This is a genomic window from Chitinophaga horti, assembly GCF_022867795.2.
Classification (GTDB): Bacteria; Bacteroidota; Bacteroidia; order Chitinophagales; family Chitinophagaceae; genus Chitinophaga; species Chitinophaga horti.
Window position 1 is genome coordinate 3217024 of sequence record NZ_CP107006.1, and the last position, 16551, is coordinate 3233574.

At 51.9% G+C, this 16551-nt stretch carries 11 protein-coding genes; 5 read left to right on the forward strand and 6 right to left on the reverse strand.

Annotation, left to right across the window (positions count from 1 at the left end; translation table 11 throughout):
- The first annotated feature begins 56 nt into the window (after positions 1-56).
- Positions 57-632 carry a gluconate 2-dehydrogenase subunit 3 family protein gene (locus MKQ68_RS12910; protein WP_264279489.1) on the forward strand — a complete coding sequence of 192 codons (576 nt, stop codon included), beginning with the start codon at positions 57-59 and terminating at the stop codon, positions 630-632.
- Between the two features lie 5 nt (positions 633-637).
- The gene (locus tag MKQ68_RS12915; RefSeq protein ID WP_264279490.1) at positions 638-2320 is read left to right on the forward strand and encodes an FAD-dependent oxidoreductase; all 1683 of its coding nucleotides are present in this window, start codon (positions 638-640) and stop codon (positions 2318-2320) included.
- 180 nt (positions 2321-2500) lie between these two features.
- On the opposite strand, the gene MKQ68_RS12920 is transcribed toward MKQ68_RS12915, so the two are convergent.
- On the reverse strand, positions 2501-2911 hold the full coding sequence (locus MKQ68_RS12920; protein WP_244843572.1) for an RNA recognition motif domain-containing protein: 411 nt from the start codon (positions 2909-2911) through the stop codon (positions 2501-2503).
- Between the two features lie 238 nt (positions 2912-3149).
- A complete protein-coding gene (locus tag MKQ68_RS12925; RefSeq protein WP_264279491.1) occupies positions 3150-5567 on the reverse strand; it encodes a TonB-dependent receptor domain-containing protein in 2418 nt (805 codons plus the stop codon).
- Between the two features lie 229 nt (positions 5568-5796).
- Between MKQ68_RS12925 and MKQ68_RS12930 the strand changes: the two genes are divergently transcribed.
- From MKQ68_RS12930 to MKQ68_RS12940, 3 genes are all read left to right on the forward strand, one after another.
- Positions 5797-6915 carry a sensor histidine kinase gene (locus tag MKQ68_RS12930; RefSeq protein WP_264279492.1) on the forward strand — a complete coding sequence of 373 codons (1119 nt, stop codon included), beginning with the start codon at positions 5797-5799 and terminating at the stop codon, positions 6913-6915.
- Positions 6908-7630 carry a LytR/AlgR family response regulator transcription factor gene (locus MKQ68_RS12935; protein WP_264279493.1) on the forward strand — a complete coding sequence of 241 codons (723 nt, stop codon included), beginning with the start codon at positions 6908-6910 and terminating at the stop codon, positions 7628-7630. The genes MKQ68_RS12930 and MKQ68_RS12935 overlap by 8 nt, the downstream gene beginning before the upstream one ends.
- A gap of 76 nt (positions 7631-7706) precedes the next feature.
- Positions 7707-9338, forward strand: coding sequence for a carboxylesterase/lipase family protein (locus MKQ68_RS12940; RefSeq protein ID WP_264279494.1), 1632 nt, complete (start codon positions 7707-7709; stop codon positions 9336-9338).
- An 87-nt stretch (positions 9339-9425) separates the two neighbouring features.
- Here MKQ68_RS12940 and MKQ68_RS12945 read toward each other — a convergent pair whose 3' ends face one another.
- From MKQ68_RS12945 to MKQ68_RS12960, 4 genes are read right to left on the reverse strand one after another with little or no spacing between them, the layout of a single operon-like run.
- The gene (locus MKQ68_RS12945; RefSeq protein WP_264279495.1) at positions 9426-10652 is read right to left on the reverse strand and encodes an alkaline phosphatase family protein; all 1227 of its coding nucleotides are present in this window, start codon (positions 10650-10652) and stop codon (positions 9426-9428) included.
- Positions 10653-10670: 18 nt separating this feature from the next.
- A complete protein-coding gene (locus tag MKQ68_RS12950; protein WP_264279496.1) occupies positions 10671-12119 on the reverse strand; it encodes a SusD/RagB family nutrient-binding outer membrane lipoprotein in 1449 nt (482 codons plus the stop codon).
- A gap of 11 nt (positions 12120-12130) precedes the next feature.
- Positions 12131-15523, reverse strand: a complete 3393-nt coding sequence (locus MKQ68_RS12955; RefSeq protein ID WP_264279497.1) for a SusC/RagA family TonB-linked outer membrane protein — start codon at positions 15521-15523, stop codon at positions 12131-12133.
- A gap of 13 nt (positions 15524-15536) precedes the next feature.
- The gene (locus MKQ68_RS12960) at positions 15537-16502 is read right to left on the reverse strand and encodes a FecR family protein (protein WP_264279498.1); all 966 of its coding nucleotides are present in this window, start codon (positions 16500-16502) and stop codon (positions 15537-15539) included.
- Positions 16503-16551 lie beyond the last annotated feature (49 nt).

Below are 16551 nucleotides of genomic sequence, written 5' to 3' on the forward strand. Positions count from 1 at the left end.
TATTTGCCCTGGACTATTGACGCCTTACAGATTGTTCCGAATATAAAACCTACCCCATGAACAGAAGGAACGCCATCGTTCAAATGACACTCTCCTGCGCAGGCCTGCTAACTGCCTTCGGAGGATACAAATGGCTGGAAAGCCACAAACAGCCCGACACAAACTACCTGACAGGAAACAAAGCACTAATTGCCGCACTGGCGGAAACGATCATTCCCCGTACAGAACTGCCGGGCGCTACAGATGCGAATGTGGCTGATTACATTCTCATTAACATGAGTGATTGCTGCAGCGAAAAGCGGCAGAACCGTTTTATTAATGGGCTTAAAGACGTGCAACAATATACCAGGATGCAGTTTGGACGCAACTATGAACAATGCAATGAAGCGCAACAGGAAACGATCATGCGCTTTTTCGAGGAGCAGGCAGATCATCCCGGCGGTGTGTTGAAAAAGATCAGGAACCGTATGTTGGGCAAGCCCTTTTTTACAATTTTGAAGGAAGTAACCGTCGCGGGCTATTGCACATCTATGCCCGGCGCTACCGAAGCATTAGCCTATCTGGATGTTCCAGGCAGATACGAAGCCTGTACCACCATAACACCCGGACAAAGGGCGTGGGCGATTAACTGAACAACATGACCAACATTGATACTTACGATGCGATTGTGATCGGCTCCGGTATTAGCGGGGGCTGGGCAGCGCGTGAACTATGCGAAAAAGGATTACGCACTTTGGTGCTTGAACGCGGACCGAACGTAGAACATGTGAAAGACTATACGACAGCCACCATGCATCCCTGGCAGTTCGATCACCGGCTGGAAGTACCTACCCGGCTGAAAGCGATCAACCACGCACAAAGCCTGATCGCGGATGAAGCAGATCTCCATTTCTTCGCCAACGAAAAAGATCATCCTTATCAGCGTGCGCAACCATTTAACTGGGTACGCGGCTACCAGGTGGGCGGCAAATCGCTTACCTGGGGCAGGCAATGTTACCGTATGAGCGATCTCGATTTCGAAGCGAATGCAAAAGAGGGTATTGGGGTGGATTGGCCCATTCGTTATAAAGACCTGGAACCCTGGTACGCATATGTAGAAGAGTACGTCGGTATCAGCGGCGCACCGGAATCACTGCCGCACTTCCCGGATGGCAAGTTCCTGCCGCCGATCGACATGAATTGTGTAGAAGATTATTTCAACAGGCAGTTGCGCAGCCATTACAGGGACCGCATCGCCACCATCTCCCGCGTAGCGAACCTCACGCGTGGCTGGAACGGTCGGGGCCCGTGCCAGTATCGCAATTTATGCAGCCGGGGCTGCCCGTTCGGCGGGTACTTCAGCAGTAATGCGGCCACACTGCCCGCTGCCAAAGCCACGGGCAATCTTACGCTGCTCCCGGATTCGGTAGTGGCCGAAATCGTCTATGATGAGCAGCAACAACGTGCCACCGGAGTTCGCGTCATACATGCGCAAACCAAAGCAGAAACAACTTATCACGCGCACATCATTTTCGTTAACGCCTCTACTATCAACACAGCGGCCATCCTGCTTAATTCGCGCAGCAAACGTTTTCCCGACGGCCTGGGTAATGATAGCGGACAGGTAGGCCGCAACCTCATGGACCACTTCACGGGCACGGGCGCGGTGGCGGAAACAGACGCCTTTCCGGACAAGTATTACTATGGTCGCAAACCCGCCGGTATTTATATTCCCCGTTTCCGTAATCTCGATGATAAAAGCAGCCACCCGAAGTACTTACGCGGCTTCGGCGTGCAGGGCCATGCGGAAAGACGCAGCTGGCGCGAACAGGCACCGAATATATCCGGTTTCGGCAAAAAGTTTAAGGAGCAACTGTTACAACCCGGCCCCTGGCAGATATGGCTGGGCGGTTGGGGCGAAACGCTGCCATACGCACATAACCGGGTAACACTTAACACGAACAAAGTCGATCAATGGAACCAGCCGCTCGTACACATCGCCTTCCAGTACGGCGAAAACGAGATGAAGATGCGGGAGGACATTCTATCCAGCGTAGAGGAAATGCTGCGCGTAACGGGCTTTAAACGCGTTAGTACGTACGATCACATGGACCCGGGCGGCTCTGCGGTGCATGAGATGGGCACAGTACGTATGGGCCGCGATGCCCGCACCTCGGTACTCAATGGCTTTAACCAGATGCATGCGGTAAAAAACGTGTTCATCACCGATGGCAGCTGCATGACTTCGTCTGGCACGGTGAATCCGTCGCTCACTTACATGGCACTCACCGCCCGCGCCTGCAATTACGCAGTGGAACAGTGGAAGCAGGGGAAATTGTAGGCATAAAAAACGGGATGCACATCAGATTACGCAGTCGAACAGCGGGAAGTACAAGGCATAAAGAAAGCGGTATGCACGTCAGATTACGAAGTGGGGCAGCGGGAAGTTCCTGGCATAAAAAACGGGATGCACATCCGGCATCCCGCTTCTGAATATATTTAAATCATTGATTTGTCTGAATTACCAACGGTTGTAACCACCACCGCCGCCGCCATCGCCGCCACGGTTATAGCCACCGCCACCACCGCCGCCGCGGTTGTAACCACCGCCGCCACCGCCACGGTTGAAACCTCCACCGCCGCCACCACGGTTATAGCCACCACCACCGCGGTTGTCCATACGCCGTGGAGCCTGGGGTTTAGCCTCGCTTAATACCATCGTTTTACCGTTCATTTCAAAACCCTGTGATGCCTCGATCGCTTTTTGCGCTTCGTCATCATTCGGCATTTCAATAAACGCAAAACCTTTGCTACGGCCAGAGAATTTGTCTGTCACCACTTTTACCTCGGTAACAAGACCGAACTGCGCGAAGTGCATGGTAAGATCTACAGTATCTACGCTAAAATCAAGGTTTTCAACATAAATATTCATTCGTCAAAATTTTTAAAGTTAAAACAGCTGAACAGGTTGGCCTATGAAATATAATTTCTTCGACTTAATATTCATTAAAAAACGGGATAAAAATAGGGAGAAAAAGCACACAGTGGAAGGTGGGATTAACTATTTAGTAAACCGGCCCTTATGACGAATTGCTATGAACTCAACTACTTTTGTAGACGAAGGTAGCTTTTTCCCGGCTTTTCAGCCATTTTTTTTCGACGACGCCCCATTATTCCCTCCGCACGCGCTCCCGCTCCTCTCCCGCCCCCTGCCGCAACTTCGTCTCGCCGCCACCGAAGCTGCGGGAATAGGTAAGCTTCACCAGGATGCTCACGGTATGCTCCGGGTAGATCATCACGTCACTGTCCAGCCCGTAAGCCTCCGGCGTAATACGGCCGAAAAGGCTGTTATTCCTGTTCAGGCGGAAAATATCGGTCACGCTGAGCTGCAGACTCCCCTTGTTTTCACCCAACTCCTGCCGCCAGCCGCCGTTGATCATCACCTGCGGGCGCACTTCGATGGTACCATAGTAGTGCCGGGAGCTCACCCAGCCCGATAACTCCACGCTACTCCCCGGGAACGGCCGGAAGGTTTCCGAGAAGTTGAAGTTACCTGGCCAGTAGGTTTTCGTCACCGGGGCAGGCGTAAAGCGGATGCGCATCTGTTTAATGCCGCCCCAAATGCTGTAACTCATGCTCCACCACGACCATGGCTTAAAGGGTAAGGTCGCCTGCATGGTAGCAGATTGCTGGTAATCCATGTTCTGCGGGGAAAAATGTACCAGCGTTTCGTCCGCCCCATATGCGGTTTGCGAATACACCAGCGGATGGCGCTCCTTATGCAGGCTCGCACTAAATGAGTAGCCATGAATATTGTACGCCGCTTTCAGCTGGTAACTGGTGCCAGGCTTTAAGCGCGGATTGCCTGTGAACACCGACACCGGGTCATTATAGGCCACAAACGAGGATAGGTCATTATAGGAAGGACGGGTAATGCGTTGCGCGTAGGTGAGCGACCAGTTTCGATGCACTATTGACAGGTTTGGGAAGAAGTTACCCTGCCGCCGCTCCACCGGTTTCTCCGCTCCTTTTACGCTGCGCACCCGGCCCCGGGCATATTCATAACGACCGCCCAGCACCACATTCGTACCGGGCGAAAGTACGGCAGTGAAAGAGGCATATGCCGCGCCAATGCCCTCCCACATATCGTAGGCGGAGGATACCGCGCGGCTCGTCCACACGCCGTCGATCAGACTCCGAAACGACGAACGGCTGTTGCTTTGGTTGTACGTCACCTTCACACCGGCTTCTAACGAATACTTTTGCTGCCAGCTGCGCGTATACCTGGCTGCCAATACGCCAATCTGTATGTTGGTAGCGCCCATTCCCCGATGCTGCGGCGCCTGCAAACTATCACTCGCCATCTTCACCAGGGCGCCATAGCGGTCGAGATAGGCATTGTACATCGATGTGGGATTATGCTGCCCGTACCGCAAATAATCCACGTCCACCTGCAACGCCTGCTCTTTCCACTTACGCTCTATGTACCCCGACAGCGCCGCATTACGCCAGCGGTTAAAACTACGGGCGGCCGTGGTCACGGTCAAAGCAGAATCAGGCGGCAGCAGGTAATCACCCCGACTGCTGGTGACGATACCTGCGCGGTTCTCGCTTAACTGCAGGCTGGCTCCCAATGCCCAGCCGGCGGCGGGGCGTACATCGGCACCCAGCGATAACAGGTGGTCTTCGGTAAGCGGTCGCGCGGTGCTTTCAAACTCGAAATAAGTATGCGGGCGCATGATGGGAATGTCGTGAAAACCGGTTACGTCGAAGCGGTTGTAACTGCGGTTCCTGTTATAACTGTAATTGCCATAGTAGTCCACCTTCTTAGTTTGGTAAGATAAGCCGCCCGTCACCGCTGCCTTCTCGCCCTTTCCATATCCTGCTGTTACGGCCAGGTTGCCGCTTAAGCCCGGCCGCCGGTTCTTCTTCAACACCAGGTTGATAAGGCCCCCGCCGCCCTGTGCATCGTAGCTGGCAGGCGGCGTATCCAGCAGTTCTATCTTTTCAAGATCATCTGCCCGCAATCCATTCAGGTAGGTGAGCAGCTGCGATACGGGCATACGCTGCAGGCGGCCATTGATCATCACCATCACACTCCGGTTATTGAGTAACAGGTCGTTACTGCGACGGTCAACCAGCACGCCGGGCATCCGCCCCAGCACTTCCAGCGCGGAGCTGCCACGGGTGAGTACACTGTTTTGTACCTGCACGGTGAGTCCTCCAGGCTGCTGTGTAAACATTGGCTTTGCAGCTGATATTTCCACTTCGCTCAACTGGCGGCTGTGTGTTTGCAGGATGATAAGCCCAACGTCGAGGGTATCGAGTAAAACGAGTACAGCCGACTGCCAGGTTGAAAACCCGGTACTGCTGCACTGTAAGAGGTAGCGGCCAGACGGTGCCGGTAACATGAAATGGCCATTGGCGGCAGAAACGGCAGCCTTTACAAGCGAAGAATCTGCAGCGCGGTATAACAATACATTGGCTGCCGGCACCGGTTCTCCACCTGTAGTTACCAGCCGACCGGTTAGTTGCGCCGAAAGCGATGGTGATAAAAGTGTGCAGCAAACAAGTAGGATTTGTTTCATAGCGGGGTTGTTTACGGGCAAAAGAACGCATCCACCGAAACAAGTAAAAAAGCGTATGACCAATGACCGTAAATAATTGCGGAAGTGCCGTTACCTCGCTGAAACCACCGCAAATCGCCTGTTTTGTGTGCTGATATGCAGCTCGTCAATTTTTAGGCACCTTTCGTATACGAGCATTATCCGGTAGGCTTATTTTTTAGTATCTTCAAAGAGAACGAACCCGCACCCCATGAACACGTTTCGCAACTGGCTGGTCAGGTACAAACTTTACCACATCCCTTTCTGGTTTTGTTACAATTACGCCTGGTGGGTAATTGCGATCGGGCATCCGTACGATGCCGCGGTTACGATCTTCACTACGCCCTTTGCCCTCAAATTCCTTTTCTACATGGTGTTGCAGGGACTAGCGGCCTGCCTCAACCTGTATGTACTCATACCGCGTTTACTGGAAAAGGGAAAGTTCGCGCAGTACTTCGGCTGGCTGGTGCTCACGATCATCGTAACAGCGATATGTATTACGCCAGGGTATTACCTCACGGCCATGCTTACCAACCAAACAATGGCGCAGGCATATGGCGAAAACAGTACAAATTTCCTGCACCTGCTTACGGGTGGACCGCTATCTTCCACCATCGCGATCATGACACTCGCCATGAGCATCAAACTGGGCAAGAAATGGCTGCAGACGCAACGGCGGCAACAGGTACTGGAAAAGGAAAAGCTGGAAACAGAACTTAAATTCCTGCGCTACCAGTCTAACCCGCACTTCCTGTTCAACACGATCAATTCTATTTTCTTCCTGATCCATAAAAACCCGGACAAAGCGTCCAACTCGCTGGCGAAGTTTTCGGACATGCTGCGCTACCAGCTGTATGAATGCAACGACAAACAAATTCCCCTGGAAAAAGAAATCGCTTACCTGGAAAACTTTATCGAACTGGAAAAGCTGCGACAGAACGAGAATGTGGAAATACGCCTGTCGATGGAAATGCCCGAACATTCGCTGCTCATCGCGCCGTTCATCCTGATGACGTTTGTAGAAAACGCCTTTAAACATGTATCGAAACATAGCGACCAGCCCAACCGCATCCATATCCACCTCGAAACAAATGAACGGCAACTGCAATTTCGCGTAACAAATACAACCGATGCGACTGCCACGGGAGCAGTAATGCACTATGGCGGTATCGGTTTACAGAATGTGCAACGCCGGCTCGATCTGCTTTATCCCGATCTGCACAAGTTGCATATACAGCAGTCGCCGCAGCGCTTTGACGTTCAGCTACAATTGCAGCTGAACGAATCGGCGAGTTATTTATCACCCGTAAATTACCTGCACCATGCTTAGTTGTATGATCGTTGATGACGAACCACTGGCGCGCGAAGGGATGGCCAACTATGTACGCGAAACGGGTTTTCTGCAACTCTGCGGCACCTGTGGCGACCCGGTAACATTGATGGAGTTGCTGGATAAGCAGCCGGTAGACTTGCTATTCCTCGACATCCAGATGCCGAAAATGAGCGGCATCGACTTTCTGAAAATCAGGTCTAGCCCGCCCATGGTCATCATCACAACGGCCTTTCCGAGTTACGCACTTGAGGGCTTTCAGCTGAATGTGCTGGATTACCTGCTGAAACCGGTCACCTTCGAACGTTTCCTGAAGTCTGCCGCCAAGGCAAAAGAATATTACCAGTTGCTCCATAAACCAGCGCAACCGGGCGCTTCGGACCACTTTTTTATTAAATGCGGCAGTAAGTACGAAAAGATTTATTTCGATGATATTTTATATGTGGAAGGCATGCAAAACTATGTAACCATTCACACCACACGTGGTAAATACATTACGCTGCTCTACCTCAAAAATCTGGAACAGAACCTCGACCAGCAGGCGTTTATCCGTGTACATAAATCTTACATCGCCGCCATCGGCAAAATCGACAGCATCGAGGGCGGCGACATTCACATCGGCGGGCAGCGGGTACCGATGAGCCGTAATTACCGGGAGCAGGTGATCGAAAAAGTAGTAGCCAATAAACTGTGGGATAAGATCCGGTTTTCCTAAAGAAAGAGGTACAGCCTCTTTTTTCATACACTAGATAGGAATAGATTAACTTAGGATGCAAATAACCATTTCAGACATGTTATCACGATCCATACCCTCCACGTTCGGGCGTTTGCTGCTGTACGCCATACTCGCGTCGGGCACACAGGCCACCGCACAATCAGGTCCTAACCAGGTAAAAATTACTAATGGCATCCTCGAAGGTGTGCTGGAGACCAGTGGAGTACGTTCCTTCAAAGGCATCCCGTTCGGCGCACCGCCCGTAGGTGACTTACGCTGGAAGGCACCGCAGCCGGTCGCTAACTGGCAAGGCGTGCGCAAGGCCGACAAGTTTGGTCCGCGCGCTATGCAGGCGCCTATCTTTGGCGACATGAACTTCCGTTCCAATGGCATGAGCGAAGACTGCCTGTACCTCAACGTGTGGACGCCCGGTCAGCCCGGCAATACGCCACTGCCCGTACTTGTTTATTTCTATGGTGGCGGGTTTGTAGCGGGGGATGGATCGGAGCCCAGGTACGATGGCGAGAGCATGGCCAAACGCGGCATCGTGGCGCTTACAGTCAACTACCGCCTCGGCGTTTTCGGACTCATGGCGCATCCGGAGCTGAGTAAGGAAGCAACTTATGGCGGCTCAGGCAACTACGGACTGCTGGACCAGGCCGCTGCCTTAAAATGGGTGCAGGAAAACATAGCTGCTTTCGGCGGTGATCCTAAGCGGGTGACGATCGCGGGCGAGTCTGCCGGTTCTATTTCGGTGAGCGCCCTCATGGCATCGCCCCTTTCGCGCAACCTCATCGCCGGCGCCATCGGCGAAAGCGGCTCCATACTGGGTGCATTGCCTGCCACGCCGCTGAAAGACGCCGAAGCCGCAGGCACTAAGTTCGCCGACAACCTGGGGGCGAAATCCCTGGCCGAGCTGCGTGCGCTGCCTGCAGAAAAGATACTCGAAGGCGCCACCAAATACGGTCCTTTCCGTTTCCCGATGAATGTAGATGGGTACTTTTTCCCAAAGAGTCCTTATGCGATATACGAAGCCGGCGAACAGGCACGTGTGCCACTGCTGGCTGGCTGGAACAGTGAGGAAATGGGTTACCGCGCCATCATGGGTAACGAGCCACTTACCAAGGCTGGTTTCGAAACGGTGGTAAAAAAGCTATACGGCGACAAAGCCCCGGAAGTATTGCAACAGTATCAACCCAACACCGACGCCGACGTACAACAGGCCGCCACCGACCTGGCAGGCGATCGCTTCATCTCTTTCAGTACCTGGAAGTGGATCGACCTGGTCGCCAAAACTGGCGGTCAACCCGTGTACCGTTATCTTTACACCCATCCCCGCCCACCAATGGTAGCTGCCATGGGTAACGTCACACCCGGCCTCGCAGGCGGTGTAGTTAAAAGCGACGGTAAAACACCACCGCCGCCCCGCGCATCGGGCGCCGTTCACTCCGCCGAAATCGAGTACGCCATGGGCAACCTCGAAAGCAATAAAGTATTCGCCTGGACGCCCGACGATCATAAAGTATCCGCCACCATGCAGGCCTACTTCGCCAATTTCATCAAAACCGGTAATCCGAATGGCCCGTCTCTCCCCAAATGGCCTGCTATTAAAGGCGATAATGTACCGGTCATGGTGATCGACGTGAAGTCTAAACTGATGCAGGAGCCGCATCGCGGGCGGTATTTACTGCTGGATAAGCTGCGGTAACATATTCCTTTAATTCTTGTATTGCGGCGCATCCCCGGGTGCGCCGCTTTTTCCAGGATGAGCGGCCTCCATATCAATAAAGTCAGTTTACTTCACCGTTAACCAGCGATTCACCGTGTTATCGGCCGTTTCCAGCACGATCTTGTAATACGATGAAGGCAGTTGCTTCACGTCTAACAGGGCGTGGCGTTGAGATACAGGCACCTCGGCTAAAAGTTTATATTCGTCTGTACCACCGGTTTTAAAGTTGTTGGTGGTTGCCACCCATATCTTCACTTTGCCGGTATCCGCAAGCGCCTGCCATTTTACGTCGATCGTACCTTGCACATAATTGACTACCGGCTGCGCAATAGCAACCTTACCGATCATAGGCGTACCGTCTACCTCACGCAGGGTGCCGACAGGAATGGTCATTCCCAGGAAACGGGCCATGGTAGGCATAATGTCGGTAATAGCAGGCTCGTTATAACGGGCATAGGCGTTCATCGCTTTCTGGTTGGTCACCATCCAGGTGCTACGCTGCCTGTCCGACTGACCACCATGATCGCGGCCTGTCTTTTCATCGCGGCCATGGTCGGTCGTGATCACGAACAACCAGTCTTCTTTAAACTGTTGCTGCCGGTAACGGATCGCGTCGTACAGCTTACCGAGTTGTTTGTCCAGCAGCTCCACGGCGCGGTAAAACTCGGGACTGTCACCGTACATGTGGCCCATATCATCGGTGTACTCGAGGTACACCCACGACAGGTCTGGTGCGGTTTCGCGGATGCCTTTTACGGCTTCACTGATCACTTTTTCGTCGATAGCGTGCATGAAGTCACGTTTACGATCGTGGCGGAAGTTCACCGTGTCCAGCTCATAACCATCGGCATGAAAGTCGACGTTCGTTTCTTTTCCATCTGCCACCAGCTTCGTACGGTTATCCAGCCAGCTGGAATATACCGCGGTCTTCTTCTGCGGGAACTGTTGTTTCAGCAGTTTAAAGATCGTAAAGTACTGGTAATTCGGCGCTTTAATATCGTTGTCCGGAATATTATGCTTGTTATACCAAACGCCCGTGAGCAGGCTATTGTAGCCGACTGCGGAGATCGTGGGCGTTTCGCTGTAAGTGCCTTTACCGCCCCCCACATGCATGCGGGTATAACGACCATCTGCGATGATCCGTTTGATGTTAGGCAGTTCCAATTTTTCGACTACATCGGCGGGTATACCGTCTGCGATTACGAATACGGCCTTCTTTTCCCGTTGCTGTGCAGACAGGCCGCCTGCCAGCAACAGGAATAAACAGGACTTGGTCAATATCTTATTCATCATCCTACTAAAATAGATTTATTACTCGGCTTTCAATAACCACATTTCTCCATTGATATTATCATTGCCGGAATACTGGCTGATCACCGCCGCATTTACATTCGCCGCGTTGGTTTGCAGTTCCGCTTCAGGATACATCCAGCGTTTAGGTATCTGTTTATTGTTCAGCACCCCGCTGCCCGACACATCAAACACCGGGAAGCCGGTACGACGCTGCTCATAGAAGCTGTTCCAGCCACTGTTCATAAAGGAAGCGATATACTTCTGGGTAATGATATCCCGCAAAGGATTTGCCGACAACACATTACGCTGCTGGTACTGCTGAATGGCGGCTGCACCTACATTGTAAAACTGCATAGAAGCAGTAATACCGTTGTTATAATGATCTGCCGCACTACCGCTGATCCAGCCACGAACGATCGCTTCTGCGAGAATAAACTCCTGCTCCGCATAACCGAGTGCAATACTCGCTTCGTTCACCGGGTTGTTGAAGTAGCGGCTCTTGATTTTAGACAATTCGCCATTTACTGCACGCTGACTGTTCTCGCTCGTAGACGCACTACCTAAGCCGCCACCATACGCATTAAAGTCATTATCAGGCAACGCTACAAAATCAGGGGCCTTTTCTGCAAAAGAGAACAGGCGCGGGTCCTGCAGGCCTTTCAGGAGATTGACAAAAGTTTCCTCCAGGTAGTAAGCGGTTTGCAGGTCGTTGTTGTTGAAAGTAGGATAACGGGTACCGGCCACATCGTAAAATATCAGGCGGCCGTTATCACCATTGCCTTTCAGCAGCGGGTATTTCGTTGGATTGTTCACGATCTCCGCAAAGCGGGCTTTTACGTTCAGCTTCGTATTATTTTCTTTCCTGGAAAGGCTCATCAGCACGCGAAGAGAGAAAGCGTTGATCAGCTGTTTCCACTGCTGCATATTGCCGCTGTACAGGATGTCGCCCTGCACCGGGATGGTCGTAGCGGTAATCTCATCGTTCGCTATCTTCAAATCATCCAGCACAGCGATGAAAATATCTTCCTGCTTATCATACACCGGGGCGATCGTATCTTTCTCACCTTTCAAGGCAGATTTAAATGGGATGTCGCCGAAGGTATTGGTAAGCTGTACAAAATACCAGGCCTTAAAGAAACGTACCAATGGCATGTACTCCACTTTATCGGTACGCACCGCCGCCTCTTCCATTTTCATGGTCTGCCGCAGGCTGTTATAGGTATTAAAGTTCGACCTCGCCCAGCCATAATACTGCTCGTTGGAAGAACCATAGGTGTACACCATTTGACGCGTAGCCAGGGCCGCACCCAGGCTCGTGCTCTGGAAGGCCGACTGTATATTCGTGTTCAGCAACAGGTCGGGCGTAGCGGTGGTCGATTTATTCGGATCGATCTGGAAGGCATCGAACTTTTTACAACCGGTGGCCAGTGCTACCAGCATGGCAGCTGCGATATATATTTTCTTCATAAAGACCGGTATTAGAATTTAAGGTTAATGTTAAAGCCAAAGTTCCTGGTAGACGGTGTTTGCAGGTTGTCTACACCCGCATCAGGGTCCACGTTCGGCATATCGGTGAACAGTAACAGGTTACGACCTACGAGGGAGATATCGGCCGCGCGGAACGGACCGTTCTTCATCCATTTGTTCGGCATCCTCCAGGTAAAGTTTACTTCACGCAGTTTCAGAAAGGTGGTAGAATAATAGTGATAGTTGTTATTCACCGCATCACCGTCGCCCTGCATGTACACGATGTAGTTGATCGCAGTCGTGTTAGGCGCATACGTACGGGTATCGGAAGTAATGTTACCGTAAGCGTCGTAAGCCACGTCGCCGCCTGTCACCACCACACCTTTGCCCACATAGGTATTTTTACCCGCATTCGCATCTTCCCGGTATTGGTTCACCGTGCCCGGATGGGTACCACCCCAGAACATTTTCATGTTGGTGTTCGAGTACATCATACCACCAATACGGCCATCCACCAGGAAACGCAGGTTAAAGTTGCCATACGTAAAGGTGTTTTCGACACCATAAATCAGCTTTGGATCGGCATTGCCTACAAAACGAGCGAAGTTGTCGGGCCTTGGCAAACCATCGGAACCGTAGATTACGCTGCCATCAGCACTTTTTTGGTAGGCGGAGGTGAAGATCCTGTCGGTACGGTCTCCTGCTTTCAGGTTACCCAAACGTTCGCCACCGGTAATCTCTTTGAGGATACGACGGTAGGTACTCAGGTTCATCATCACATCCCAACGGAATTTACCACTGCGCACAGGGTTGCCTGTCAGCACCGCTTCCACGCCTCTGCGGCTGTACACGTGACCGTTCTCCAACCTGGAAGTGAAGCCACTACCCAGTGATACCGGTATTTCAAGAATGTTGTTAAAGTCTTTGGTCTGGAAGTAGGTTAACTCCACACCCAGCCTGTTGCCAAAGAAACGTGCATCCACACCGGCTTCATAGCTATCGGATGTTTGCGGGGTGAGGTTCGGACTTAATATTTTGTTACCGAACGTGAGGGAAGGCTGGTTGTTCCAGATAGTACCACGGCTATAAGTTGGCAGGTAACCATACGTATAACCGTTATCCAATACACCGCTGGAAACGCGGCCTACAGAGCCTCTCGCTTTCAGGTAAGAGAACCAGTCTGGCAAATCTACCAGTTGGCTTACTACTACTGATACCGCTGCCGACGGATAAAAGAAGCTGTTGTTTTGCACCGGCAGGGTAGAAATTTTATCGTTACGACCGGTAAAGGTTACGTACAAAGCGTTCAGCATTTCGAGGTCTACTACACCGTAAATACTGCTCGTACGGCGTTCTTCAATGCCGTTGGTGCTCTGCACCGGGTTTTGTGAGTTACCCAGGTTATAGAAGTCGGGAATCACCAGGCCGTCGGTCGTGCTGCTGCCGTACTTCTGGTTACGGTAGTAGTTAGATCCACCCACCTGCGCATGCACTTTAAAGCGATCGCTGAAAGTATGGTTGTAATCGAGCGTAAGGTCGCTTACGATATCGAAATAGTTACCGGTAGCCACCGTATACTGACCGCGCGATTTATTGCTATAACCTACATAACTCTTCGGCTCTTTGTACGTTCTGTTCAATCCATATTGGTTGATACCGGTACGCAGTTTCGCGGTAAACTCCGGGTTGATCTGGTAAGTGAGATCGGCGGAAGCGAAGGTATTGTCTTTATCATAACCGCGCAGGTACTGGTAGGCCTGGAAGTACGGGTTGTTGTACCACGAGCTGTTGTAATGCCTTTGCTGCACACCTTCTTTACCTTCTACCCAATAGTTACGCAGGTCACGCACGTCCACATCCGGGCCGGTCCACAGGATCAGGTTATAGAGGTAGTTCGTAGGACCGTAGCCTGTTTCCGGGAAGTTGTTGGTATATTCTTTATTGTAGCTGATGCGGGCGTTCATGCTGAACGCGTTGCTCAGGTTATAGTTACCGGCGATGTTGAATGAGGTGTTCTTCAGATCGGTGTTTGGTACCACACCCTGCTGGTAGATATGTGAGGCAGATGCACGGAAACTGCCTTTATCAGACGCTTTCGTGATGCTGATGTTGTTGCTGGAAATGATACCGGTGCGGAAAAAGTTCGTAACGTTATCGGCGCCTTTCGAGAGGAAAGGCGTCGGGATCAACTGACCAGTCACAGGATCTACCGGACTGTTAAACTGGGTGGTTTCAAACCAACCGCTTTTGGTAGAGGCATCGCGCTGGTTCATTTTTGGGCCCCATACCCAACCACCGCCTTCGGTACCGCTGCCGCTACCGTCAACGTAAGCATACTTGCCCTGGTCGCCGTTACCATATACGGTTTGTACTTTAGGAATGCGGATAAAGCTGGTCTGGAACTGGGTAGACGAGTTCACCTCTACGCTCAGGTCTTTGCCATTACCACGTTTGGTCGTGATCATGATGGCACCGTTGTAACCGATAGAGCCATACAGTGCAGATGCAGCACCGCCTTTCAATACAGTCATGCTTTCTACGTCGTCGGCATTGATCTTATACAGGTCGGCCGTCTGGTCCGGGATACCGTCGATTACGATCAGCGGTTTCTGGCCACGGAGCAGGAACACCGGGTCCTGGAACAGTTCTGTTGTATTCTGTACGCTCAAACCAGCCACGCGACCGGACAAAGAAGCCACTACGTTCGATTCGCGGGCTTTTACCATATCGGCGCCTTTTACTTCCTGGGCCGCATATCCGAGCTTGGCTTTTTCCTTCTTCACGCCAAGCGCCGTTACCACGACTTCGGACAATTTCTTTTCATCGTCCTGCAGGGTTACCTGTAACGTGTTGCTTTTTGTTAGGGGCACTTCCGTCAGCTGGTAGCCGGTAAACGTAAACACCAGAACATCTCCTTCATTGGCTTTGATCTGGAAGTCGCCGTTATCGTTGGATACGGCGCCGCGTTTGGTTCCTTTCACCATGATCGATACGCCAGGCAGGGCCAGACCTTTCGCGTCGCGCACCTTACCGGAAACGGTTTTCTCCGCAGGATCTACTTCTGAAGCGCCATCGCGGATGATGATATTTGTTTCGAGACATTTATAATTGAACGTTGCCTGTCCGGCCAGTTCGGCCAGTACTTTCTCGAGGGATGTATTATCTGCCTGCAGGTTCACTTTGCGCGCCATCAGCCGGCCGCTCTGGTCCATGCAGATGATGTTGTAATGCGTTTGTGCCTGGATCATTTCAAAGGCATCTTCCAGGGATTTATTCCGGATAGATAAAGAACAGCGCACCTTCTGCAGATCGTTCGCTCTTACCTGCGTAAACGGCATGAGTAGGGCGATACAGAACAGCCAGCAAACGGCCGCCCTGAACGAGGGAGGGTAAATAAAAGTCATAGTCTGTTTAAGTTTAGCGTTTCTTGTTTGCGGTTCTTGTAAAACGAACGGTGTTGCCCTGAACGATGTAGCTAAGATCGTCCGTGGCTTTTATCACCTCCAGTATATAGTTGAGTGGTTTATTATTAAATCTCGCGAACAGTTTATAACCCGCAATGGCAGGGTCTTCGAATATAATGTTGACGTCGTACAATTGTTCCAGTCGGGCGGCCACCGTAGCCAGGCTATCGTTCTTAAATACGAGCAAACGCGAGGTCCAGCCGGTAACGGTTTCCATATCGTAACTACGTGCTTCTATCTGCCCCGTTGCACGGTCGTAGCTGATTTCCTGCCCGGGTGTTAAGGCCACCGCCTGTTGGTCACGCACTTGCACCCGGACTTTACCATCTACCAGCGAAACCGCTGTGCTGGACGATTTAGCGTAATGAGATACGTTGAACCGTGTGCCCAGCACCTGCACTTTAACATCACCTGCCTGTACGGCAAACGGCGCATGGGCATCTTTAGCCACGTGGAAGAACGCCTGTCCCTCCAGTAACACCGTCCGCGAACCGCTTTCCGGGTAACGGAGGCGGCTGCCGGGGGCGAGTTGTACCTGCGTGCCGTCAGGCAATGTGCAGGGCAACACTTCTCCCCTTTTACTATTGTATTCTTTATAAGCGATCTTTTTATCCGGAAGTCCGCGCATCATCAACCCGACACTCACCACCACTATAGCCACGGCAGCGGCATATTTCCAGATGCCGATCACGCGGCCTTTGCGATTGCCAAGGCGATGCTTCACATCACTCAGTGCATTATTCACCACGGCTTCATCATGCGGCAGCTCGGTGGCTTCCCATATAGCATGCAGCTGTGTGTACAGGGCTTTATTTTCCGGCGAGGCTTGCTGCCATCCTGCTAAAAACTCCTCTTCTGCTGTGCTGGTATGCCCGTTAAAGTGCCGGGTAATTAATAAATAAAGCGCCTGCTGTTCCAATACTTACTCGTTTTACAGCAATAGGACGTTTAAAAGGGAAAGACTCGTG